At 61.6% G+C, this 23,154-nt stretch carries 25 protein-coding genes, 2 rRNA genes and 1 pseudogene (1 of these 28 only partly in view); 9 read left to right on the top strand and 19 right to left on the bottom strand.

What is annotated here, in order from left to right; genetic code table 11:
* Both GQA94_RS06395 and rrf read left to right on the top strand, forming a co-directional pair.
* Positions 1–458: ribosomal RNA gene (locus GQA94_RS06395) — 23S ribosomal RNA — on the top strand (it extends 2,426 nt beyond the left edge of the window).
* Between the two features lie 154 nt (positions 459–612).
* A 5S ribosomal RNA gene (gene rrf, locus GQA94_RS06400) occupies positions 613–728 on the top strand.
* A 396-nt stretch (positions 729–1,124) separates the two neighbouring features.
* Here rrf and GQA94_RS06405 read toward each other — a convergent pair.
* From GQA94_RS06405 to GQA94_RS06430, 6 genes are all read right to left on the bottom strand, one after another.
* Complete coding sequence (locus GQA94_RS06405; RefSeq protein ID WP_158187291.1) at positions 1,125–1,886, bottom strand: SDR family NAD(P)-dependent oxidoreductase; 762 nt, start codon at positions 1,884–1,886, stop codon at positions 1,125–1,127.
* A gap of 234 nt (positions 1,887–2,120) precedes the next feature.
* Positions 2,121–2,876 carry an amino acid ABC transporter ATP-binding protein gene (locus GQA94_RS06410; RefSeq protein WP_158187292.1) on the bottom strand — a complete coding sequence of 252 codons (756 nt, stop codon included), beginning with the start codon at positions 2,874–2,876 and terminating at the stop codon, positions 2,121–2,123.
* Entirely contained in the window at positions 2,869–3,531 is a 663-nt protein-coding gene (locus GQA94_RS06415; protein ID WP_158187293.1) for an amino acid ABC transporter permease, read from the bottom strand. The genes GQA94_RS06410 and GQA94_RS06415 overlap by 8 nt, the downstream gene beginning before the upstream one ends.
* Positions 3,532–3,541: 10 nt before the next feature.
* The gene (locus GQA94_RS06420) at positions 3,542–4,183 is read right to left on the bottom strand and encodes an amino acid ABC transporter permease (RefSeq protein WP_158187294.1); all 642 of its coding nucleotides are present in this window, start codon (positions 4,181–4,183) and stop codon (positions 3,542–3,544) included.
* 125 nt (positions 4,184–4,308) lie between these two features.
* A complete protein-coding gene (locus GQA94_RS06425; RefSeq protein ID WP_199270106.1) occupies positions 4,309–5,211 on the bottom strand; it encodes a transporter substrate-binding domain-containing protein in 903 nt (300 codons plus the stop codon).
* A gap of 65 nt (positions 5,212–5,276) precedes the next feature.
* On the bottom strand, positions 5,277–5,417 hold the full coding sequence (locus GQA94_RS06430; RefSeq protein ID WP_158187295.1) for a hypothetical protein: 141 nt from the start codon (positions 5,415–5,417) through the stop codon (positions 5,277–5,279).
* On the opposite strand from GQA94_RS06430, the gene GQA94_RS06435 reads away from it, so the two are divergent.
* Positions 5,406–6,899 (top strand): PLP-dependent aminotransferase family protein, encoded by a 1,494-nt coding sequence (locus GQA94_RS06435; protein WP_158187296.1) that lies wholly within the window; start codon positions 5,406–5,408, stop codon positions 6,897–6,899. The two genes, GQA94_RS06430 and GQA94_RS06435, sit on opposite strands and share 12 nt — an antisense overlap.
* A gap of 104 nt (positions 6,900–7,003) precedes the next feature.
* On the opposite strand, the gene GQA94_RS06440 is transcribed toward GQA94_RS06435, so the two are convergent.
* Positions 7,004–8,326 (bottom strand): aspartate aminotransferase family protein, encoded by a 1,323-nt coding sequence (locus GQA94_RS06440; RefSeq protein ID WP_158187297.1) that lies wholly within the window; start codon positions 8,324–8,326, stop codon positions 7,004–7,006.
* 209 nt (positions 8,327–8,535) lie between these two features.
* Here GQA94_RS06440 and GQA94_RS06445 point away from each other — a divergent pair, with 209 nt between their 5' ends.
* On the top strand, positions 8,536–9,324 hold the full coding sequence (locus GQA94_RS06445) for an aldolase (protein WP_158187298.1): 789 nt from the start codon (positions 8,536–8,538) through the stop codon (positions 9,322–9,324).
* Between the two features lie 165 nt (positions 9,325–9,489).
* Here the strand turns inward: GQA94_RS06445 and urtE are convergent, their stop codons facing one another.
* The 5 genes from urtE to urtA all read right to left on the bottom strand — a co-directional run bounded on the left by urtE (position 9,490) and on the right by urtA (position 15,335).
* A complete protein-coding gene (gene urtE, locus GQA94_RS06450; RefSeq protein WP_158187299.1) occupies positions 9,490–10,188 on the bottom strand; it encodes an urea ABC transporter ATP-binding subunit UrtE in 699 nt (232 codons plus the stop codon).
* Positions 10,189–10,303: 115 nt separating this feature from the next.
* On the bottom strand, positions 10,304–11,149 hold the full coding sequence (gene urtD, locus GQA94_RS06455) for an urea ABC transporter ATP-binding protein UrtD (protein WP_158187300.1): 846 nt from the start codon (positions 11,147–11,149) through the stop codon (positions 10,304–10,306).
* Positions 11,146–12,225: an urea ABC transporter permease subunit UrtC gene (gene urtC, locus GQA94_RS06460; protein ID WP_158187301.1), complete on the bottom strand. Its 1,080-nt coding sequence runs from the start codon at positions 12,223–12,225 to the stop codon at positions 11,146–11,148. Before urtC ends, urtD begins: the two co-directional genes overlap by 4 nt.
* 130 nt (positions 12,226–12,355) lie before the next feature.
* The gene (gene urtB, locus GQA94_RS06465) at positions 12,356–13,927 is read right to left on the bottom strand and encodes an urea ABC transporter permease subunit UrtB (RefSeq protein WP_158187302.1); all 1,572 of its coding nucleotides are present in this window, start codon (positions 13,925–13,927) and stop codon (positions 12,356–12,358) included.
* 139 nt (positions 13,928–14,066) lie between these two features.
* A complete protein-coding gene (urtA, locus tag GQA94_RS06470) occupies positions 14,067–15,335 on the bottom strand; it encodes an urea ABC transporter substrate-binding protein (protein WP_158187303.1) in 1,269 nt (422 codons plus the stop codon).
* Positions 15,336–15,650: 315 nt separating this feature from the next.
* On the opposite strand from urtA, the gene GQA94_RS06475 reads away from it, so the two are divergent.
* The gene (locus GQA94_RS06475; RefSeq protein WP_158187304.1) at positions 15,651–16,289 is read left to right on the top strand and encodes a pseudouridine synthase; all 639 of its coding nucleotides are present in this window, start codon (positions 15,651–15,653) and stop codon (positions 16,287–16,289) included.
* A gap of 10 nt (positions 16,290–16,299) precedes the next feature.
* On the opposite strand, the gene GQA94_RS06480 is transcribed toward GQA94_RS06475, so the two are convergent.
* The 4 genes from GQA94_RS06480 to GQA94_RS06495 form a co-directional block, all read right to left on the bottom strand.
* Positions 16,300–16,518, bottom strand: coding sequence for a DUF2788 domain-containing protein (locus tag GQA94_RS06480; RefSeq protein ID WP_158187305.1), 219 nt, complete (start codon positions 16,516–16,518; stop codon positions 16,300–16,302).
* Positions 16,519–16,690: 172 nt separating this feature from the next.
* Positions 16,691–17,170: an Lrp/AsnC family transcriptional regulator gene (locus GQA94_RS06485; RefSeq protein ID WP_158187306.1), complete on the bottom strand. Its 480-nt coding sequence runs from the start codon at positions 17,168–17,170 to the stop codon at positions 16,691–16,693.
* A 305-nt stretch (positions 17,171–17,475) separates the two neighbouring features.
* Positions 17,476–18,414: a cation diffusion facilitator family transporter gene (locus GQA94_RS06490; RefSeq protein WP_158187307.1), complete on the bottom strand. Its 939-nt coding sequence runs from the start codon at positions 18,412–18,414 to the stop codon at positions 17,476–17,478.
* Entirely contained in the window at positions 18,414–18,830 is a 417-nt protein-coding gene (locus tag GQA94_RS06495) for a polyribonucleotide nucleotidyltransferase (RefSeq protein ID WP_158187308.1), read from the bottom strand. The genes GQA94_RS06490 and GQA94_RS06495 overlap by 1 nt, the downstream gene beginning before the upstream one ends.
* Positions 18,831–18,989: 159 nt before the next feature.
* Here GQA94_RS06495 and GQA94_RS06500 point away from each other — a divergent pair, with 159 nt between their 5' ends.
* Complete coding sequence (locus GQA94_RS06500; protein ID WP_158187309.1) at positions 18,990–19,454, top strand: DEAD/DEAH box helicase; 465 nt, start codon at positions 18,990–18,992, stop codon at positions 19,452–19,454.
* 27 nt (positions 19,455–19,481) lie between these two features.
* Here GQA94_RS06500 and GQA94_RS06505 read toward each other — a convergent pair whose 3' ends face one another.
* On the bottom strand, positions 19,482–20,081 hold the full coding sequence (locus GQA94_RS06505; RefSeq protein ID WP_015275564.1) for a DUF6088 family protein: 600 nt from the start codon (positions 20,079–20,081) through the stop codon (positions 19,482–19,484).
* A 166-nt stretch (positions 20,082–20,247) separates the two neighbouring features.
* The gene (locus GQA94_RS06510) at positions 20,248–20,538 is read right to left on the bottom strand and encodes a helix-turn-helix domain-containing protein (protein ID WP_003292631.1); all 291 of its coding nucleotides are present in this window, start codon (positions 20,536–20,538) and stop codon (positions 20,248–20,250) included.
* 104 nt (positions 20,539–20,642) lie between these two features.
* On the opposite strand from GQA94_RS06510, the gene GQA94_RS06515 reads away from it, so the two are divergent.
* Together GQA94_RS06515 and GQA94_RS06520 are read left to right on the top strand one after the other, a co-directional pair.
* Positions 20,643–21,089 carry a hypothetical protein gene (locus GQA94_RS06515; protein ID WP_003292632.1) on the top strand — a complete coding sequence of 149 codons (447 nt, stop codon included), beginning with the start codon at positions 20,643–20,645 and terminating at the stop codon, positions 21,087–21,089.
* A 219-nt stretch (positions 21,090–21,308) separates the two neighbouring features.
* Positions 21,309–21,647, top strand: a pseudogene (locus tag GQA94_RS06520) (three-Cys-motif partner protein TcmP); the annotation flags it as partial.
* Between the two features lie 90 nt (positions 21,648–21,737).
* Here the strand turns inward: GQA94_RS06520 and GQA94_RS06525 are convergent.
* Positions 21,738–22,418, bottom strand: coding sequence for a heavy metal response regulator transcription factor (locus tag GQA94_RS06525; protein ID WP_003292635.1), 681 nt, complete (start codon positions 22,416–22,418; stop codon positions 21,738–21,740).
* Between the two features lie 424 nt (positions 22,419–22,842).
* Between GQA94_RS06525 and GQA94_RS06530 the strand changes: the two genes are divergently transcribed.
* A complete protein-coding gene (locus GQA94_RS06530; RefSeq protein WP_015275566.1) occupies positions 22,843–23,052 on the top strand; it encodes a co-regulatory protein PtrA N-terminal domain-containing protein in 210 nt (69 codons plus the stop codon).
* The last annotated feature ends 102 nt before the right edge of the window (positions 23,053–23,154 follow it).

The following is a 23,154-nucleotide window of genomic DNA, read 5'->3' on the forward strand; positions in this document are numbered from 1 at the left end:
GGGATAACAGGCTGATACCGCCCAAGAGTTCATATCGACGCGGTGTTTGGCACCTCGATGTCGGCTCATCACATCCTGGGGCTGAAGCCGGTCCCAAGGGTATGGCTGTTCGCCATTTAAAGTGGTACGCGAGCTGGGTTTAGAACGTCGTGAGACAGTTCGGTCCCTATCTGCCGTGGACGTTTGAGATTTGAGAGGGCTGCTCCTAGTACGAGAGGACCGGAGTGGACGAACCTCTGGTGTTCCGGTTGTCACGCCAGTGGCATTGCCGGGTAGCTATGTTCGGAAGAGATAACCGCTGAAAGCATCTAAGCGGGAAACTTGCCTCAAGATGAGATCTCACTGGAGCCTTGAGCTCCCTGAAGGGCCGTCGAAGACTACGACGTTGATAGGTGGGGTGTGTAAGCGCTGTGAGGCGTTGAGCTAACCCATACTAATTGCCCGTGAGGCTTGACCATATAACACCCAAACAATTTGATGTTTGCGTGTCAGACGGTTGAAGTCGACAAACAAACCGAAAAGACGCATCGCTCGCAAGCGATACCGAAACAGCGACACCATCACATACCTGATTAGGGGACGCGACTGAACACCGAGTCCCCAACCGAATTGCTTGACGACCATAGAGCGTTGGAACCACCTGATCCCATCCCGAACTCAGAAGTGAAACGACGCATCGCCGATGGTAGTGTGGGGTCTCCCCATGTGAGAGTAGGTCATCGTCAAGCTTAAATCCCAAACCCCCGGTCCTCGAAAGAGGTCCGGGGGTTTGTCTTTGCGCGACGGAAAACCCCGGCGCTGCAGCGCGAGACCGTCGTCGTCCGCTGACGTTGCCATCAAGGCCGTCCGCTGATGTTCAAGCCAAGGCCCCGCGGTAAAGATCAAGAACCCAGGCCGGTCGACGGTCACCCTGGCTCACCGGTCGTCAAGCCCGTAGCGCCCTGCAGGTGCTATCGCCTATTAGACGCTCTGACATCCCGGCGCATACTGCGGGCTGGTTGTGCGGGACTTGAAGGTGCTTGGATGCGCCGTTTGCTGGTCATCCGAACCTCGCCGCATTTACAGCAGCCTCGCGTATGGCAGGCCAAAGGCGGACGGTCAGGTCGGCGACATGGGTGTGTCGGCTATTTGTCCCGGTCGATATTGAAGGGTGACCATGCCTGGCGGGTCGGCATCAATTCCAGACGGTTGATGTTGATGTGGTCCGGGAGGGTCGCGACGTAGAAAATCTGCTCGGCGATGTCTTCGGCGGTGAGGGGTGTCGTTCCGCGGTAGAGTTTGTCCGACGCCTGTTGGTTGCCCTTGGTGCGGACGAGGGTAAATTCGGTCTCCGCCATGCCTGGTGCGATGTCGGTGACCCGGACGCCCGTACCGAGCAGGTCGCACCGCAGGTTGTAGCCGAACTGCTCGACGAACGCTTTGGTCGCGCCGTAAACGTGTCCGCCCGGATAAGGCCAGTGGCCCGCCACGGAGCCGATGCTGATGATGCTAGAACCCTTGCCCGTATCGATTAGGCGCGGCAGTAACGCATGGGTCACATTGACCAGCCCGGTGACGTTGGTATCGATCATGGTATGCCAGTCTTCCAGCGCGACCTGCTGCGCGGGCTCTGGCGCTAGTGCCAGGCCTGCATTGTTGACAAGCGTTCTTATTTCACGAAAACCGTCGGGAAGGTCGGCCACCACTTGTTTCACCGCCCCGGCATCGCGTACGTCCAGTGCCGCAATATGCACGGGGGCTGCGTTCGACAGCTCATCCTTGAGCGCATCAAGCCGTTCCTGGCGTCGGCCAGTCAACACCAGGGCCCAGCCGGCCTTGGCGAAGCGGCGAGCGGTGGCGCGGCCGAAGCCGGATGTTGCACCCGTGATGAAGACCACGTTATTCATGTTTGGACCTCGAGGCTGTTGAAGTAGGTGGCCGAATGCGGCCGACCGGAAGAGCTTAATGCGCGGTGCGACTGTGGCCAGGGCCAGTTGTCGTTTGCCGGTGGGTCAGTACGGCGCATAGGTCTCGAAGCAAGCCTGTCAAAACCGGCTTCATGTGGTTGACACTGCTACGCGGTCGTACGGCGAAGGCATAGGGCAGGGCGCGCGATCCGCTGTCTCATCGGCTCCGGCAGTTCATGCCAGCTCGAGAAAACGCCGCACACGGTCGGTCGAAGGGTTGGTGAAGAACGTCTCCGGATCAGCCTTTTCGATGATTCGGCCTTTCTCGAGAAACACCACCTGATCCGAGACTGCCCGTGCGAATTCCATTTCGTGGGTAACGACGATCATGGTGTAGCCCTCTGCCGAGAGGGTCTTCATAACCTGTAGCACCTCGCCGACTCGCTCAGGATCGAGGGCCGAGGTTGGCTCGTCGAACAGCATCACCTCGGGGCTCATGGCCAACGCACGGGCGATTGCCACACGCTGCTTCTGCCCGCCGGACAGGGTGTAGGGATAAGCGTCGGCCTTGTGCTCCATTCCGACTTTTTCCAGCAATGCCATCGCCTGGGCGCGTGCTTCGTCCTTTCGCATGCCTTTGACCTGCACCGGGGACTCCATGACGTTCTGCAGTACGGTGAAATGCGGCCACAGATTGAAGCCCTGGAACACCATACCGGTGCGCGCACGCAGGGCGGCCAGCGCCTTGTTGCGCATCTTTCGACCATCCTCATCAATCCCGATACGTTCGCCGGCGATGTGGATGGTGCCGCGGTCGGGCTCTTCCAGCCAGTTGATGCAGCGCAGCATCGTGGATTTCCCCGAGCCGGACGAGCCAAGCACGCTCACCACCTCGCCCTTGTTCACGGTCAGTTCGATGTCGCGCAATACCTCCACGCCATCGAAGCTTTTGGACAGGCGCTCGATGCGCACCGCCGGGACATCAGACATGTTCGAACCCTCGTTTTGCGCCGAACCGGCCAGCCCACTTGAGCGCCAGTTCCAGGCAGATGCTGATCAGCCAGTAGAGCGCGATGACCACCACGAACGCTTCCATCGGAATGAAGTACGTCGCTTGCACCGAATTCGCTGCGGCGGTCAGTTCGCGAACCGTGATGATGGTCAGAAAGGCGGTGTCTTTCAGCGCCAGGATCAGCAGGTTACCCATCAGTGGACGCGTCTTGATCACCAACTGCGGCAACACGATGCGCCGGTACAGCGAGAAGGGCGTGAAGCCGTAGGCTTTCGCGGCTTCGACCTGGCCTTCCGGCAGTACCAGCCGAGCGCCGCGCAGTACTTCGCCAAAGTAGGCCGCGTAGTAGACGATCAGCGCGACCAGGCCGGCGGTCCAGGCATCGAGCCGCAGGCCAAGACTCGGCAGACCGTAGTAGAGCAGGTAAGCCAGGATCAAAAAGGGCAGCATGCGCATGCAGTCGATGAAACCACGCAGTAACCATGTGAACGGGTTGCGCCGTTCCAGCCAGAAGGCGAACAGGCATCCCATGGCGAAGGCGACCGTGACCGCCAGACCGAACAGTAGCAGGGTGGTTAAAAAGCCATCGAGAAAGGCCTGTCGCGCGTCCCAGATGATCGCCCATTCGTTCATGCGGTCCTCCTCACATGGCCAATCGGTTGGCTTTGCGCTCGGCACGCGCCTGCAGGCGGATCAGCACGCCAATGATAAGCATGTACAGCAGCGCCGCCGCGAGAATCGGTGGCAACGGCTCGTAAGTCACCGCCGTGATGCGGTTGGTCACGCGGGTCAGGTCGACGATCCCGATCACCGCGATCGCCGGGCTGCTTTTGATGATGAACGACATCTCGTTGACCAGCCCTGGCAGGCTGCTGGTGAACATCTGCGGCAGCATGATACGGCGCAAGAACACGGGCCCGGTCATGCCGCAGGCCAGCGCCGCTTCACGTTGCTCCCGGGAAAAACTGAGGAAGGCCGCGCGCCATACCTCGGCGTTGAACGCGGCGGTATTGAGCGTGAGGGCGAGTATCGCGGCGGTGTTACGGTCCAGGCCCATGCCCAGCGTCGGTGCAGTGAGAAAGATAAACAGCACCAGCGTGACCAGTGGCGTCGCACGGGCGAGGCTGACGTAGACGATCAGCAATTGGTCGATGAAAGGTATCCGCGCGATACGCACCAAGGCTACGCCGAGCCCCAGTACCACACCGATGGCTATGGCGATGCCCGAAATCCACAACGTGGTCCAGGCACCCTCAAGCAGCAGCAACCAGGCCTGTCCGTTCATATCCGACATTCCTTGAGCAATCAAAGCGCACCACGCGCAGGATCAAGACGGGGGTGAAGGTCCCGAGAAGGTGCTAACAAGGCCGGGGCCAGTTTGGCCGGCCCGGCCTGGCTGGGGTACGACGCTCAGTCCATTCCGGCCAACGAGTGGAACTGTTCGACGCTCTTGATCGGCTCCGTGGGTAGATTCGGGAAGGCTTCGCCGAACCATTTGGTCTGTAGCTCGGCGAGCCGCCCGTTGTCGCGGATGTGGTTCATGAATCCGCTGAAGAACGCCAGCAGTTCCGGGCTCTGCTTTGACACCGGCCACGCGGCGAAACCGTCGCCGGACACCGCGATGCCCTTGGCGAAGGTATCCCCTCGGGTCTTGATCAGGTCGTTCACCGAGATCAGCGCATTGACGACGTAATCCAGTCGGCCATTGGCGAGGTCGGCGTAGGCTTCGGGGTAGGACTGGTATTCCACCACATCACCCATCTCGCATCGCTCGGCGGCCATCATCTTCTTCAGCTCGGGCAAACGGGCCAGCAGGGCGCTACCGGCCTGTACGCCCGCTTTTTTTCCGCACAGGCTGGCGATGTCCGATAGGCTGTCGTCGCCGGCGCGCTTGGCGTAGAAGTGCTGTGCGGAGGCGAACGGCGGCGTGAAGTCGAACACCCGTAGGCGGTCGTCGGTCACCAGTGCGCCGGTGAAGGCCGCGTCATACTGCCCGGACGATACCGAGGCGAGCAGCCCGGTCCACGGCAGTATTTCCTGGCGGACCTCGAAGCCGTGGTCTTTTGCGTAGGCCTTGAGATCCTCCAGCAGCTCCTTGTGGAAGCCTTCCGGTTTGCCATCGACGATGTAATTGAACGGCGCGTAATCGTCCTCAGTGGCGACGGTCATGTAGCCACGCGACTTGATGTCCTCCAGATCGGCCGCATACGCGCTGATCGCCCCTGCGGCGGACAGCACGCAGCCGGCCAGTGTCAGGGTGCGCAGCATGCCGCGAGGTTTGGCGGCAACCGAGTCCTTGCTTGAATGCGTCATGTCATTGCTCCAGTTCGACGGTGGGCTAGCCTGTCAGCGGCGCTGAGCGACGGCCTGCTTTCACCTTAGGAGCCGGTTCGCGCCGGGCGATAGGTGCAGTTGCGGACTTTCGGCTGGCCAGTGACACGGGTGCCGCCAGTGATGGCGCAGTCCTTGCTTCGGCACAGGCAGATGCATTTCGACTGGATGGCGCCATGATCGATCATTACATCCACCTGGACTTCAATCGGCAGCGAGGTTTGCAAGAGCAGCTGCGCGAAACCCTCGTCTCGGCAATTCTTGGTGGAGGCTTCCCGGCCGACGAACCGCTACCCTCCTGTCGCAAGCTTTCCCAGCAGTTGGCCGTGTCGCGCAATACGGTGGCGCTCGTCTATGAAAGCTTGCTGGACAATGGCTATCTGGTCAGCCGGCCGCGCAGCGGCTACTACCTGCATCCCGACTACCAGTCGAGCGAATCCGCCGAACCGCCACGAATGCATGAGGTACACAGGAGCGACGCGCCATTCGATTCCACCCGCGAGCGCGCACCAGATTGGGGCTCACGGCTGAAGATGCAGCCCAGCCTGAAACACGGCGTTCTGCGGCCGAGCAACTGGACGCGCTTTGCGTACCCCTTCGTCTACGGTCAGCCAATCCGCGAATTGTTCCCACTGGAGCGCTGGCGTGAAGTGTCGCGCTCGTTGCTGCGTGGGGACCGTGACCCTTGCTGGATGAACGATCGCTTCGACCGTGACGATGACATGCTCATTGAGCAGTTGCGCACCCGTGTCCTGCCCAAACGCGGAATCTGGGCGCGGTCCGACGAGGTGCTCGTCACGCTCGGCTCGCAGAATGCGCTCTATCTGCTCGCGACCTTGCTGATGAGCAAAGGCGTGCGGGTGGCGATGGAAAACCCCGGTTTTCGCGATGCGCTGAGTCTCTTCGAGTTGCGCGGCGCCGACGTACAGTTGCAATCGGTGGATGAGCAAGGGTTGGTGGTCGACAGTCGCCTGCATGGCTGCGACTACCTGTACGTCACCCCTGGCCACCAGGTGCCCACCGGGGTCGCGATGAGTGCTGCGCGGCGCACTGCGTTGTTGCGCCAGATCAGTCAGCATGACCAGGTGGTGATCGAGGACGACTACGACGCTGAGTTCAACCTCGACCACCAGGCCCAGCCCGCGCTCAAGGCGAGTGATACCAGCGGCCGGGTGATCTACATGAGCAGTCTGTCGAAGGCCTTTTCGCCAGGTCTGCGAATCGGCTATCTGGTGGCGGACGCTGAATTGATCGATGAATTGCGTGCGCTACGTCGCCTGATGTACCGCCATCCGCCACTGAACAACCAGCGCATGCTCGCGGAATTTCTTGCCCAGGGGCACTACGACGCCCACCTGCGGCGCTTTCGCGATGAGCATCGGCGCCGCCGTGACACGCTGCGCCTGGCGCTCGACGATGCGTTGCCGAGTTGCCAGCCGATGGGCAGCCCGGGCGCCAGCGCATTCTGGCTGCGGGCGCCGGAAGGCGTCGACACACAACGTCTGGCCTGGGCCGCTGCGCAGCAGGGCGTACTGTTCGAGGCGGGCGCTCAGTTCTTTTTCAACGAGGCACCGCCCAGCCACTTCATGCGCCTGGGCTTCCATGCCATCGACGCCGCGCGGATTGGCGAGGGCGCACGCGTATTGGGCAACGTGTTGGACACGCTATAGAGGCACAACCGGAAGGACCGAAACGCGCTGTACCACCGGGTCGCTGATCGCCGCCGCAACGGCTGGGCGATTCCGGCCCAGACGTTCGCTCGATGCGAGCGCGACTACGGGGCGCCCCGTCGCGAGAAGTCACCGATCACGTCATCGAGGATCGTCAGCGCTTCGCTCGCTTCCGCCGGCGTGACGATGCAGGGCGGCACCACGTGCAGACGGTTCTCCACCGTAAAGGTGAGCAACCCGCGCGCCTGGAAAGCGGCTTTCATCCGGGCCACTACCGCGGCGGTCAATGGCGTCTTGCGTTGCCTATCCGAGACGAACTCGATCGCCCAGAACAGCCCGAGGCCACGCACCTCACCAATCAGCTCGTGGCGGTTGGCGAGGTGCTGCAAGCCAGGGGCGAGCACCTCCTGGCCAACCTGCCGGGCGTTGTCGACCATGCCTTGCTCGGCCATTGCGTCGAGCGTGGCGACGATAGCCGCCATGGCCAGGGGATGGCCGGAGTAGGTCAATCCACCGGGGAAAAAGCGAGTCTCGAAGAACTCGGCGATCGGCTGCGAGATCATCACGCCGCCTGCGGGTACGTAACCGGAATTGACACCCTTGGCAAAGGTGATCAGGTCGGGTGCCACGCCGAAATTGTCCAGCGCCAGCCATTGTCCGGTGCGGCCGAAGCCCGCCATGACCTCGTCGAAGATGAGTACGATGCCGAACTCATCGCACAGCGCGCGCACACCTTGCAGATAGCCCGTCGGCGGCACCAGAACGCCAGCGGTGCCGGGGATCGTCTCAAGAATGATCGCGGCGATCGCGCCTGGGCCTTCGCACTCGATTACACGGCGCAGATGCTGCAACGCGCGAACGCACTCTTCGGCCTCGTCGTGCGCGTGGAACTCGGTGCGATAGAGGTAGGGGTTGAAAAAGTGTACATGGCCGCGTGCGAACTCGTTGGGTACGCGGCGCGGATCGCCGGTGGCAACGATGGCCGCGCCAGTGCTGCCATGATACGAGCGATAGGCCGAGAGTATCTTGTCGCGGCCGGTGAATTGCCGTGCCATGCGCATGGCGTTTTCATTGGCGTCCGCGCCAGCGTTGGTGAAGAACACCTTGACGAAGCCATCCGGGGCGCGGGCGAGGATGCGCTTGGCCGCCTCGCCCCGCATCAGGTTGGCGGTTGCCGGCGCCACGGTGCACAGGCTGTCGGCCTGTGCCTTGATAGCCGCGATGACCTTCGGATGCTGGTGGCCGACGTTGGTATTGACCAGTTGACTGCTGAAGTCCAGATAGCGGTTGCCGTCGTGGTCCCACAGGCGGCAACCTTCGCCGCCCGCGATCACCAGCGGGTCGAGCGTGCCCTGGATCGACCAGGAGTGAAAGACGTGCTGGCGGTCCAGCGAACGAACGTAGTCGTTGGTGACGGGCGTGCTCATATCGGCCTCGGCGCGGTGGTTGAGGCGCGGGATCGGTCGGCGCCTGGTGTCCTCACCTTAGGAACAAACGACGAATGGCCGTAGGGCCAGATAGCGGGCGCGTCCGGGTCAGGCCAGGCGGCGCTGGCTCGTCACTCGGGTGTAACTGGCCCTTGGTCGAGACGGTTTTTGCGCTAGGCTGAGCGCTCGCCCATCTTGAAGGAACAGCCATGGCCCACGCCTTCGACGCCGTCGCCAATGTGCCCCGCGCCAGCCGTGACGGGCTCGATACGCCCGCCATCCGCCAGGCACGCATCGATCTCGCCGCTTGTTTTCGCATGGCGGCCAGACTGGGGATGGGCGAGGGCATCTGCAACCACTTTTCCGTCGTGGTGCCGGGCCAGGATGACCTGTTCCTGGTCAATCCATACGGGCTGGCCTTCTGCGAAGTCACCGCCTCGTCCCTGCTGATCTGTGATTTCGCCGGTCGCGTGGTCCTGGGCCACGGCCGGCCCGAGGCCACGGCTTTTTACATTCACGCGCAATTGCATCGGCTCAACCCGCGCGCGCGTGCCGCCTTCCATACGCACATGCCCAACGCCACGGCGCTTTGTCTGCTGGACGGTGCGCCGTTCGTCTGGGCTGGACAGACCGCGCTGAAGTTCTACGACCGCCTCGCGGTGGACGAGCATTACAACGGACTGGCGCTCGACGACGCCGAAGGCGAGCGAATCGCCCGTGCCGCGGGCCAGGCCGATGTGATCATGCTGAAGAACCATGGCCCGCTGGTACTCGGGCCGAACATCGCTGAGGCCTGGGATGACCTCTACTACCTCGAGCGCGCCGCGCAGGTGCAGCTCAAGGCGATGGCGAGCGGCCGGCCACTGAAACCCGTTGCGGCGGATGTGGCCCGTGCGGCATGCCGGCAAATGATGGAGGGCAACGCCGAAAGCGCGCGGCTGCACCTGGAGAGCGTCAAGCGGCAGCTGATGCGGCTGGAGCCCGAGTTCGCCGACTAACGGTGTCGCGGGAGTCCGAACGCGTTCGTCCTGCCGTAGGGGAGGACGAGCCTGTTCCGCGACGGCCTGAAAAGCATCGCCGGCAGACGCTGCGCAACGGGTCGGCATGGGTGGACGACCGAGCCGCGAAGTCGCCGATGGTGTCCGCCCATAAGCCTGACGCCTTTAGATGGCCACCAGGCCGCGCACCCCTTCGGATTCCATGGTTTCACCCCGGCCCTGCTGGATGATTTCGCCGCGACTCATCACCAGATACTGGTCAGCCAGTTCGGCGGCGAAATCGTAGAACTGCTCGACCAGCAGAATCGCCATGTCGCCACGCGCGGCGAGCTGCTTGATCACCGCGCCGATCTCTTTGATGACCGATGGCTGGATGCCCTCGGTGGGCTCGTCGAGGATCAATAGCCGTGGCTTGCTCGCCAGGGCCCGGCCGATGGCTAATTGCTGTTGCTGGCCGCCGGACAGGTCGCCGCCGCGGCGGTGCTTCATCTCCCTGAGGACTGGAAACAGCTCGTAGATGAATTCGGGTACTTCCTTTGCTTCCCTGGCGCTGAAGCGCGACAGGCCCATCAGCAGGTTTTCCTCGACGGTCAGCCGGCCGAATATCTCGCGGCCCTGCGGCACATAGGCGATGCCGGCTTGCACTCGCTGGTGCGGCTTGAGGCTGGTGATCGGTTTGCCTTCCCAGCTCACCGTGCCTTCCTTGGCCGGGATCAGGCCCATCAGGCACTTGAGCAGGGTGGTCTTGCCGACGCCGTTGCGTCCCAGCAGACAGGTGACTTCGCCAATCCTGACGTCGAACGAGAGGCCGCGAAGAATGTGGCTGCCGCCATAGTATTGATGCAGTTGCTGAACGTGCAGCATGTGCGATTCCTTCGTTGTCCGGTGGGCACGCTTTCGAGGCCTCCCGCCGATTAATCATTCACCAAGCGTATTTACGGGCGGATGAACGCAGTGTCGTTCATCCTGCGGTCGTTGGTTACCGGCCCAGATATACCTCGATCACGCGTTCGTCGTTCTGCACGGTTGCGAGTGACCCTTCGGCCAACACCTGGCCCTGGTGCAGCACGGTGACGTGGTCGGCGATGGTGTCGACGAACCCCATGTCATGCTCGACCACCATCAGCGAATGCTTACGCGCCAGACTCTTGAACAGCTCGGCGGTGAACTCGGTTTCGGCATCGGTCATGCCGGCGACCGGCTCGTCGAGCAGCAACAGTTGTGGGTCCTGCATCAGCAGCATGCCGATCTCGAGAAACTGCTTCTGACCGTGCGACAGCAGCCCGGCGGGGCGCTGCCGCGCGCTGTCCAGGCGAATGGTGGCCAGCACTTCGTCGATGCGGTCGCGCTGCTCGCCGTTGAGCTTCGCCTTTAGGCTGGCCCACACCGACTTGTCGGTTTTCTGCGCCAGTTCGAGGTTCTCGAACACTGAAAGCGCTTCGAAGACCGTGGGCTTCTGGAACTTGCGCCCGATGCCCGATTGAGCGATCTCCACCTCGCTCATGCGCGTCAGGTCAAGCGTGTCGCCGAAGAATGCGGTGCCGCTGTCCGGACGGGTCTTGCCGGTGATGACGTCCATCATGGTGGTCTTGCCGGCGCCGTTGGGGCCGATGATGCAGCGCAGCTCGCCAACGCCGATGTAAAGGCTGAGGTTGGTCAGCGCCTTGAAGCCATCGAAGCTGACGTTGATGTCTTCGAGGCTGAGGATCGTGCCGTGGCGGGTATCCAGGCCTTCACCTTTCAGGTGGCCCAGACCAATGGCGTCACGGCCACTGCCGCTGGTGTCGACCGCGTCGATCAGTTCGGGTACGGGTGCGGTTTTCATTGTTCGCCCCTCCGGCGCAGCAATCCGATGACGCCTTTCGGCAGGTACAGGGTGACGACGATGAACAGCGCACCGAGGGCGAACAGCCAGTATTCGGGGAACGCCACGGTGAACCAGCTCTTCATGCCGTTGACGATGCCAGCGCCGAGCAGCGGCCCGATCAGCGTGCCGCGGCCGCCCAGGGCGACCCAGACGGCGGCCTCGATGGATTGCGTCGGGGCCATTTCGCTGGGGTTGATGATGCCCACCTGCGGCACGTAGAGCGCACCGGCCAGGCCGCAGAGCACAGCAGACAGCGTCCAGATGAACAGCTTGTAGCCGCGTGGATCGTAGCCGCAGAACATCAGGCGGTTTTCAGCGTCGCGCAGAGCCGTCAGCACCCGACCGAACTTGCTGCGGGCCAGCCGCCAGCCAAGCAACAGGCTGCCGGCAAGCAGGGCGACGGTGGCGAAGAACAGCGTCGCACGAGTGGCGGGGGCCGAAATCGAGAAGCCGAGGATGGTCTTGAAGTCGGTGAAACCGTTATTGCCGCCGAAACCGGTTTCGTTACGGAAGAACAACAGCATTCCAGCGAACGTCAGCGCCTGGGTCATGATCGAGAAATACACGCCCTTGATTCGCGAACGGAACGCAAAGAAACCGAAGACGAAGGCCAGCAGCCCCGGTGCGAGTACCACCAGGCACATCGACCAAAGGAAGCTGGAGGTGCCGTACCAGTACCACGGCAGCTCGGTCCACGCGAGAAAGCTCATGAACGCGGGGAGCCCGTCGCCAGCGCTTTCACGCATCAGGTACATGCCCATCGCGTAACCGCCGAGGGCGAAGAACAGGCCATGCCCGAGCGAGAGCAGCCCGGCGTAACCCCAGACCAGATCCAGCGCCAGCGCCACAATGCAGTAGCAGAGGATCTTGCCGACCAGGGTCAGGGTGTAGGCGGAAACGTGAAAGGTATTGTCCGCGGGCAGCAGATGCAGCAGCGGCATGGCCAGCAGAATGGCAAGCACCAGGCCGAGTGCGACGCCGGTGAATGTCGGGCCGACCTTTTGCGCGACGGTGACAGTAAGTGGCTGGTTCATGGGCGGCAGCCTCGGTTCAGGGCAGTGGAGGTCGGGCCGAATGCATTCGGCTCCACGAAAGTCATGCGCAGGGCCGGATTGATTCGGCCAGCGGCATCACAACGGTAAGCATTGACGGGCAGGACGATGTTCAATCGATCACCCTCCCTTTCAAGGCAAACAACCCCTGCGGGCGCTTCTGGATGAACAGGATGATCAGCGCGAGGATCAAAATCTTGCCCAGTACGGCGCCGATCTGTGGTTCGAGGATCTTGTTGGCAATGCCCAGACCGAAAGCGGCGAAGATGCTGCCAGCGAGCTGGCCGACGCCGCCGAGGACCACGACCAGGAAGGAATCGATGATGTAGCCCTGACCGAGGTCCGGGCCGACGTTACCGATCTGGCTCAGGGCGACGCCGCCGAGGCCGGCGATGCCGGAGCCTAGGCCGAACGCCATCATGTCGATGCGACCGGTGGGCACGCCGCAGCAGGCAGCCATGTTGCGATTCTGGGTCACGGCACGCACGTTGAGGCCCAGACGGGTCTTGTTAAGCAGCAGCCAGGTCAGCAGCACCACGAACAGCGCAAAGCCGATGATCACCATGCGGTTGTAGGGCAGTACCAGATTGGGCAGCACTTGCAATCCACCGGACAGCCAGCCCGGGTTGGCGACTTCCACGTTCTGCGCGCCGAACAGCGCGCGCACCAGTTGGATCAGGATCAGGCTGATGCCCCAGGTCGCCAGCAGGGTCTCCAGCGGTCGCCCATAAAGGTGGCGGATCACGGTGCGTTCGAGCGCCATGCCTACCGCGGCGGTGACGAAGAAGGCCACCGGCAGCGCCACCAGCGGATAGAACGCCAGGGCCTCGGGCGCCAGCCGGGCCATCAGCACCTGCACCATGTAGGTGGCGTAGGCGCCGAGCATCAGCATTTCGCCGTGGGCCATGTTGATCACCCCGAGCAGGCCGAAGGTGATGGCAAGGCCCAACGCGGCGAGCAGCAGGATCGATCCCAGCGACAGACCGCTGAAGGCCTGGCCGAGCAGTTCGCCGATCAGCAGTTTGCGTTTGACCTGCGCCAGGCTGGTTTGCGCAGCCTTGCGTACGGCCGCGTCGGTTTCGGCTTCATCGGCCAGCAGGTTTTCCAGGCGGACCCGCGCCAGCGGTGCGCCGGTTTCGCCCAGCAGGCGAACGGCGGCCAGGCGCACGGCCGGGTCGGCAGCGCTGAGCTGCAGGTTGGCGAGCGTCAGGGTCAGGGCTTCGCTCACGGCGGGGTCGTCTTCGGCTTCGAGGCGCTGCTGGAGCAGTTCGAGCTGTTCCGGTTTACCGCTGCGCTGTAGGCGCTTGGCGGCAGCGAGGCGCACTGACGAGTCTTCGGAGAACAATTGATGGCTGGCCAGCGCTGTATTGAGCAAACCGCGCAGGCGGTTGTTCAAACGCAGCTTTTTCAGCGTGCCGACCGGTTCGGCGTCGCCCTCGAGCGCATGGTAGCGGTCGTTTTCGTCGATGAAGGGTGTCTTGTTCTTGTCGATCGCCACGCGGTTGGCGCGCAGCGCTTCGATCAGCGCTAGCCGCTCGGGAACCGGTGCGATGGCCCAGTCTTCAAGCAGCCTGGCCTGTTTGGCCGGGCTCGCCTTGGCGTAGTCGGCCGCGTCTCCGGCATGCGCAGCCCAGGGCAGGGCAAGCAGGAGCAGCAGAAACAATCGGTGAAGGGCAGTGTTCATCTTTGCATTTCCCAGGGGCGCCGCGTGCTCTCTTGATGGAGCTGGCGGCGGTCGAAGGTGAGCGAGAAGGCCTCATTCACCTCGCGAAGGTCGAGCGATGCGGGGTGGGTGAGGCTCCACCCACCCGCAGTCGGATCGGTCAGTTCGACTTGACCGCGTAGTCCGGCTTCTGGTCGTTGCCAGGGATGTACGGACTCCACGGTTGCGCGCGCACCGGGCTCTCGGTTTCCCAGACCACGGAGAATTGTCCGTCGTCCTGGACTTCGCCGATCATCACCGGCTTGTGCAGGTGGTGGTTCTTCTCATCCATGGTCAGGGTGTAGCCGCTTGGCGCCTCGAAGGTCTGGCCGGCCAGCGCGTCACGGACCTTGTCGACGTCGGCGGTGCCGGCTTTCTCAACAGCCTGTGCCCACATATGGATGCCAACGTAGGTGGCTTCCATCGGGTCGTTGGTCACGGCCTTGTCGGCACCCGGCAGGTTCTTGGCCTTGGCGTAAGCCTTCCACTTGCTGACGAACTGTTCGTTGACCGGATTTTCCACCGACTGGAAGTAGTTCCAGGCGGCCAGATGGCCGACCAGCGGCTTGGTGTCGATGCCGCGCAGCTCCTCTTCGCCGACCGAGAAGGCCACGACCGGGACGTCAGTGGCTTCCAGGCCCTGGTTGGCCAGTTCCTTGTAGAACGGCACGTTGGAGTCTCCGTTGATGGTCGACACCACGGCAGTCTTGCCACCGGCGGAGAACTTCTTGATGTTGGCGACGATGGTCTGGTAGTCGCTGTGACCGAAGGGGGTGTAGACCTCTTCGATGTTCGACTCCGGTACGCCCTTGCTGACCAGGAACGCGCGCAGGATCTTGTTGGTGGTACGCGGGTAGACGTAGTCGGTGCCGAGCAGGAAGAAGCGCTCAGCGCTGCCGCCGTCCTCGCTCATCAGGTACTCGACCGCCGGAATGGCTTGCTGGTTTGGCGCGGCGCCGGTGTAGAAGACGTTGGGCGACAGCTCTTCGCCTTCGTACTGAACAGGGTAGAACAGCAGTCCGTTGAGCTCTTCATACACCGGCAACACGGATTTGCGCGATACGGATGTCCAGCAGCCGAAGGTCACCGCGACCTTGTCCTGGGTCAGCAGCTGGCGGCCTTTCTCGGCGAACAGCGGCCAGTTGGAGGCCGGGTCGACCACGACTGGCTCGAGCTGCTTGCCGAGCACGCCGCCGTTGGCGTTGATCTCGTCGATGGTCATCAGCGCCATGTCTTTGAGCGATGTTTCCGAAATGGCCATGGTGCCCGACAACGAATGCAGGATACCGACCTTGATGGTTTCGGCGGCCTGAACGGTGAACGGGAACAATCCGCTGAGCATCAGCGCGCTGGCGGCGAGGGTGGTCTTCAATAAGGGACGGCGTTTCATGGTGGGCGGCTCCTTGGCTATCCATGCGCAACGATTGGGTGGGTCCTTGGGACATGAAGCGCTATCGCAGCATCCGTGCCAGTTTTTGCGCAGCCCGCTGTGGCACCGCGTTGCCGCGGTCCGACGGCGTGCGCCGTAACGGGGCAATACACGCGCAGCGGTGCAAAACGGGGCGCGCTGACGCGTCCTGGCGCGCTCGCTGCACAGATATGGTGCGATGGCGCAGGCCGTCCCGCGGCTGGGGTTTCGCGGAGTCGGCTTGCGGGGCCGGCGCAGCCGCCCTAGCATGGCCGCCCCGAACTGGAGCCCCTCGGCATGTCACGTACTTCCCGTCCAGAACCGCCGCGTCCGATCGGTAAAACCCCGCCGCGGCGTGTCGCCAAGGCGCCGCCGGCAGTGCCGCGGTTGCTGCTGTTGAACAAGCCGTTCGATGTGCTGACGCAGTTTAACGATGCCGATGGGCGCGCGACGCTCAAGGACTATGTCCCGGTGCCGGGCGTCTATCCGGCTGGTCGGCTGGACCGGGACAGCGAAGGCCTGTTGCTGCTCACCAACGATGGCCGGCTGCAGGCGCGCATCGCCGATCCCCGGCACAAGCTGCCGAAGACCTACTGGGTCCAGGTGGAGGGCGAAGCGACCGAGGCGCACTTAATGCGGTTGCGCGAGGGGGTCGAACTCAACGACGGCATGACGCTACCGGCACAAGCACGGTTGCTGGCCGAGCCCGACCTCTGGCCGCGCGACCCGCCGGTACGCTTTCGCAAGTGTGTGCCTACCTGCTGGCTGGAGCTGGTGATCCGCGAAGGTCGCAATCGTCAGGTGCGGCGAATGACCGCTGCGGTCGGGCTGCCGACGTTGCGCCTGGTGCGGGTACGCATCGGTGATTGGTCGCTCGACGGCCTGCAGCCCGGCCAATGGCGGGAAGCGCCGGCGCGGCTACCGCGCCAGGGCTGACGTCATCCGGTCAGTGCGGGATGCCTTGGGACACTTCGATGATGTAACCGATGATCGGTTTGGCGAGGAAGGCGAACAGGCACAGGCCCAGGCCCAGGAAGAGAATGGCCGTGCCGAGCCGGCCAGCCTTCGACTTCTTGGCCAGGTCCCAGATGATGAACGCCATGAAGGCCATCAGACCGCCGACCAGGACGATCATCATCCACTTTTCGAAAACTTCCGGATCCATCGATTTCTCCGCTTGGCTAAGTCTGGATTGCAGACGACAACAGCTATGACAGCGGGCGGTCCTGTTATTAGCGAGCGAGGCGCTTTGTTCGTATGTGGCGCGCGGGGCATAGCAAGGCGGCGGCGAGTATACGCCAAGTCCGTTATCGGTGATGCGGGACGCGCAATGCGTCTTAGCTGCGCAGGTGCTCCAGCGGCAGTTCGGTCGTGGAAGCGACCTGGCGCAGGACGAAGCTCGAGCGGACGCTGGAGACCCCCTCGATGCGCGTCAGGGTTCCGAGCAGGAACGCCTGGTAGTGCTCCATATCCGGCACCACCACCTTGAGCTGATAGTCAGCATCCATGCCGGTGACCAGGCTGCACTCGAGCACTTCGGCGCAGTTGCCGATCACGCCCTCGAAATGCTCGAAGCGCTCCGGTGTGTGCCGGTCCATGCCGATCAGCACGTACGCGGTCAAAGTGAGGCCGAGCTTCTTGCGGTCCAGCAACGCGACCTGGCGGGCGATGTAGCCGTCATCCTCGAGTTGTTTGACTCGGCGTGAGCAGGGCGAAGGAGACAGTCCAATGCGCTCTGCCAGTTCCTGATTGGAAATCCTTGCGTCGTGCTGCAAAGCCTGAAGGATGCGCAGGTCGTAGCGGTCTAGTTTGCTCATTTTCGGGGCGCCTTGTCGTCTGGTTGCGCTGAATGATGGTGTGTTGCGCATGGATTGCGCAAGCGGTGTGTATATCAGCAATTTTCGCAAACATCTGCTGCCAGTCGGGGCGTACGCTTTACCCAACTTCAGCCCCCGGCAGAACTGACGCGTTACCTACCCCCGCGCGCCAACCGTCGATCTTATCGAGGTCATCGGTCCGGGACTGCACCGCCCACAAGGCGCTGCCGAAGCATCCGCCACAAGCGGCCAGCGAATCGCGAGCAGTATTGAAAAAAGACCACGTCTCGCCCCGTGGTCTTTTTTTATGGGTGGCCGGATTGCGCCGGGTCGGGGCGTGGCTTCACCACTTCCAGTGGATCGGCATGCACCAGCACTTCGGCGCGCGGGTAGGCGGCATGGATCGCGGCCTCGACCTGATCGCACAGGGCATGTGCCTCGATCAGCGGCAGGTCGCCGGGAAGCTCCAGGTGCATCTGTACGAACCAGCGCGTGCCCGAGACACGCGTGCGCAGGTCATGGCAGCCCACCACGCCCGGTACGGCGCAGGCCAACTGGTGCATGTGTTCGCTGATTTCCGGCGGCAGCTCGGTGTCCATCAGGATCGCACCGGCTTCGCGCACGATGCTCAGCGCGCTCCAGAAAATGTAGACGGCAATGGCGATGCCGAAGACCGCGTCCAGGCGTTCCCAGCCATAACCGGCAAGCACCAATGCCAACAGGATGCTGCAATTGAGCAGCAGGTCGGAGCGATAGTGCAGCGAGTCGGCGCGGATGGCGGTGGACCCTGTCTCGCGCACCACATGGCGCTGATACGTCAACAGTGCCACCGTCAGTGCCAGCGACAGCAGCATCACTGCGATGCCCAGCGTCGGGGCACTCAACGGCTGCGGATGCAACATGCGATCGATGCCTTGGACACAGACCAGGATGGCGCTGACCGAAATGAACGCCCCCTGGCCGAGACCGGCCAGGGCTTCCGCCTTGCCGTGGCCGTAACGGTGGTCGTCATCGGCCGGGCGCAGCGAGTAATGCACCGCCAACAGATTGAGCAAAGACGCCGCGCCGTCCAGCAGCGAATCGGTCAGACCGGCCAGCAGGCTGACGGAGCCGCTCAGCCACCAGGCCGCTGCCTTGCTGGCGGCCAGCGTCAACGCGACGGCCAGCGCCAGCCGGGTGGCACGACGCATGAGTCGGGCGTGCTCGGCGGTGACGCCCTTGCGTCGCTCGCTCGCGTGCTGCATCAGGCGGCCGGGCGTAGCCCGAAGGTCGCCAACTGTTCGATACCGCCGTCATGTTGGAGCAGACGTGGATCGTCCAGTGGCAGGCTTCGGCCGATTTCACGCTCGATGATTGCCTTCAGTCGGGTGCGATCGACCACGCCATCGGCACCAATGGCTTCCTGCAGCTTTTCCGGGGCCATGGAGTATTCATCGTCGGGTAGATAGATCGCGCCGGTGGCGAAGTCGATGCCAAAGGCAATCAGGCCGGGGATCACGTAGAACAGCAGGCCGACGGCGTTGAGCACGGCGATGGCGGGATCGATCTTGCCGTCGATCTGCCCACGGCGATCCGGATAGAACAGGGTGCCGCAGGCCGCCAGTTGAGTGAACAGGGAGACGGCCAGCACGCCGCCGATGACACGGGAACGAGTACGCATAGAGACCTCCGGGGAAAAGTGGCGCAACTATACAAGGGCTGCGTGATGTTTTCTCGACATCAGACAGCCAGGCCGGGCGCTCTGTTCGCATGGCTGGAGAGGCCGCGACGGATCGGCCTTCGGGGCCGTTATAATCGCGCCCCTCAACGCGGAGTTCCCATGATCGCCCTACCCATCGACCAAGTCTTGCCAGCGCTGCGCCAGGCCCTGCGCGCACGTGACGAAGCGGTGCTCGAAGCGCCGCCCGGCGCCGGCAAGACCACCCGCGTTCCGCTGGCGCTGCTGGACGAACCCTGGTTGGCCGGGCAGTCGATCCTGATGCTCGAACCCCGGCGTCTGGCCGCGCGCGCGGCGGCCGAGCGACTGGCGAGCGAGCTGGGCGAACAGGTGGGCGAAACCGTCGGCTATCGCATCCGGCTGGACAGCAAGGTCGGGCCGAATACCCGTATCGAAGTGGTGACCGAAGGCATCCTGGCACGTCGGCTACAGGATGATCCTGCGCTCGATGGCGTGGGGTTGGTGATCTTCGACGAGTTCCATGTTTTGCTAAATGCGCAGGAAGTCGCATTGTCTTGTCAGAAAAGCCAGCCACGTCTCGCCTCAGGCTTTGGTAGCTGCCAGTAGGTGGAGTCGGGTAGGTGCTATTGCGCACTACTCAATCTCCTTGGCAGCAAAGCGCAATGCCGACCGCATCCACTCCGGCATCTTGCAGGCCCGGAGCTTCATCAGCTCTTCGCCGCTCAGCGCACTAACAATCTTGGAAACCACATTAGCGGACAGCCCTTCTTTCCCGATGTAGTAGAGAGCAGTAAGCGCCACACCTACCGTCGTGCCGGCGTGCTGCAAGCGGTCCTTGGATACGTGGCGGAGGCGAACCACCGCATTGCCAACCTTGATCTCGCGAGTAGATCCGCTGGTGTAAAAGGTCGGCAACACCTGCATCTGTGTGCTGAGGCCCAACCTCCGAACAGCCTCCGCGCCGTGTATCTGGATCGTCTCGCCGTTCGCCTTCGTGATGACCTCCACGACAGCCAGCGGACTCGGGCGCACCACCCTGCCGGTGTACTTGCTCATTTTGGGGCGCATGTAGACACCGCGAGCGACTCGCTCCAGCGTGCCTGATTGCACCAGCCTAGAAAGCGCTTTATTAATCGACGCACGGGAACCGACCTGCGCGAACACCGCGCCGGCAAATGGCCTCCCCTTTGGCATGTGCTTGACTCGATTTAAAATAGCTTGCGCGACGGACATATGAGCCCCAAAAAGTCAGAATCCACATATTTTCTGACGCCCACAAAAACTATAAGCCCTGCCAAAAACAGGACCTCCAGGCCAGCCACTGGGGACAGAGGGACAGCAAGATCAACACTCACTGTGCGGCCACGGAACCGGCCCCTCACACAGCCTCGCTGAGTAATCAGTCAGGTTCGACTAGAGCTCTCAACTCCTCACCAACCTTCTCCAGGAGCTGCTCAAAACTTTCAGGAGCTTCGGATCCAAGCAAGTAGGTCAGGGCCAAGAGGGTGACAGGGTGAGTGTCGAGCACCGTGCAGAGGCTATCGAGCTTTTCGAGAGTCGGGCTCGTTGCCCCGCGCTCCAGCATGCTGACGAAGGTACGACTGCTAACGAGCGAGAAATCTTCCTGTGCCAGCCCCCTACGCTGCCGCACGAGCCTCAACGCTTTCCCGAACGAATCCCGGACTTCCATTTTGCTGCTCCGCAAAATGGAACGATGAAGCGCGATTGAACAATATATGACTACAAAATATATTGTTCATCAATCAAGTACAATTATCATTAGGAGATTGGCGCGTGTTCAAAACCAGTCGGAATGCGGAACTGCTTCCTGGGCTCTCAACAGCGCCAGATGGCGTGCAGTTCTGGTCATATGTCGAGCTAGAGATGACCTGGCCCTGGTTCTACCTGCAGATCGTTGAGGACGATGGAAACGCGGCCTTTCGAAGCATGCTAATGGTTCCGTCGGTTCCATTGCTGGAACAGGTCATAGCTGCGCAGACCGAGCACGCCTGGCTGGAGCAGGCGTATCTTGTGAGTCCCGGGCATATGAACGAGGTGGGTCGCTGGTTGATGGAGCCGTTACTGGAGATCCTTTCAATTCGTGATGCACAAGGTAGCGAGCTTGGGCACCAGTACCGAGTGGAGGGAGATCGCACGTACTCAACCTCAGCGTGTCAGTCTCTCGGCAGTCGAATTAGTAAACACGTGATCTTCTCTGCTGCATTACATCTGCGAGGCTAACGCCCCACTTCCTACCCGTATCCATAGTCCCATCTGAACCGAGCTCAGTTGTCTTTCCAGAATTCGCTCCGCTGCACAAGGCCGAACTCATCGCCAGTCCTATCGGGATTCTCGTCGAACATGGTGTTGACCATACGCTCGCGGCGGAGACCACTCAGCGCTCGGAAAAAGCAGGCCTCACAGAGATGCACCTCATAACGCTCGCCATCATGCAAACACGATTTGCTGTTGGATGAGCATCACTTCGACGATGCCACCGATGACCGCGTCCGAGGAGAACTTTCAGAGCTCTTGCCCAACCAGGTCTACGAGGTAGAACGGCAACCTTTTTTGGGCCTGATGAGCGGATTGACCAACTACACCATGGCTGACGAGTTTCGCGTAAAGCAGGCGCTCGATATCGCTGTTGCGACCGGTGATTTGCTGGCGGTCGGTAAGGATGGCAAGACCAGGCGTCGCAAGGGCACTAGCATCAAATCCAGTGATATTCTGATAGCTCCCCCGCAGAGACCCATCTTCTTCGTGCCACAGCTGAAGAAATCCAGCTCGGAGAACTGAGGTTCGGCACCGCTCCTTGCTCGGTGGCTCGCCTTAACCGCATCGGTACCGGTAGCTTGGCCCATCGCGTGAAATGCCGAGCATTTCGCTCTAGGGGTCTGGCGCGTCGATCAAATAGCCCATCCCACGCGCGGTTTGTATGAGCTTAGGTTCGAACTCATCATCGATTTTTGCTCTCAGCCGTCGTACCGCCACCTCAATCACATTGGTATCGCTGTCGAAATTCATGTCCCATACTTGGGAGGCGATAAGGGACTTTGAGAGCACTTCCCCGCGACGCCGAAGTAATAGCTCAAGAAGTGCGAATTCCTTTGCAGTTAGGTCTATTCGTTTCCCCGATCGCGTAACTCGACGCCTGAGCAGATCGACCTCAAGGTCGAGGAGTTTGAGTATTGTTTGGTTGGGGACATTATTGCCGCGGCGAAGCAACGTACGGATCCTGGCTAGCAATTCGGAGAAGGCAAACGGCTTGATGAGATAATCATCAGCGCCCAACTCCAATCCCTTTACTCGATCCTGAACCCCGTCTCGGGCGGTGAGAAAGAGCACGGGAACCTCATTACCAGCAGCGCGGACTTTCTGTAAAACCTGCCACCCATCCAGGCCAGGCATCATCACGTCTAAGATGAGCAAGTCGTATGTGGTATGAAGCGCGTGCTGAGCAGCATCGGTCCCGTTTTCAACTCTATCGACTGTGAAGCCTGCCTCTGAAAGCCCCTGCTGTAGGTAGGTGCCTGTTTTCGGCTCGTCTTCAGCAACAAGAAGCTTCATGAAAGTATTCCCTCCGGCATTTGGAGCAGTGTGCCGATTGTCAGGGCGTGCAGCCAGTACCTTACAGAAACGTAATGCTCGCATCATCTGTCTGACAGCTTGTAGCGTTAACGTCTACATCAGCAGTTGCTCCCACACTCTGCTTTTTGGCCTTTTCCATGCTCCTTTGGCCTATCGGCGCCTAGATGGCGCCCTTTTTTTGCCCGCTGGAAACAAGACCTATTTGCCTGAACGAAAAGGCACCATGCACGCTACCTGCGCTTTCGCTTGGGCTCACTGCTTTTATGCATTACTGACGAAACCGTAATGTCTAAATCAGGGTTCTGACAGGAACGCTCGGTTAGCTTAGACACAGGACCAAGCCAAAGCCCCTATTTATGGAGCTGCGCTGGGTCTCCCATGTCTTCGAACGAGGTAACAAGTAATGAAATTCTTCAGATCCGTTTCTGTACTGCTCGCCATCGCAGCAAGCTCTTCCTATGCAATGGCAGAAGGTGGTGGTGATCGTACCTTTGCTCGTATGGAGCAGGCTCGCCAAATAGCGATCGCTAGTTATCAGGCTGACCAGAAGGACCAAGCCCAGGAGGTAGCCTCAAAAGCAACTTCAGCGAAGCACGCCCACGCTAATTGCTGAAGCGAAACCTTACGCAACTGTGAGCATGCACCTTGAGTATCGTTGCAACCGGATCCTTGCACGGAAATCAAAAGCCATTGCGCAGCTTCCACCTGGAGATTG

The sequence above is a fragment of the Stutzerimonas stutzeri genome (assembly GCF_009789555.1).
In the GTDB taxonomy this organism is placed as follows: domain Bacteria; phylum Pseudomonadota; class Gammaproteobacteria; order Pseudomonadales; family Pseudomonadaceae; genus Stutzerimonas; species Stutzerimonas stutzeri_R.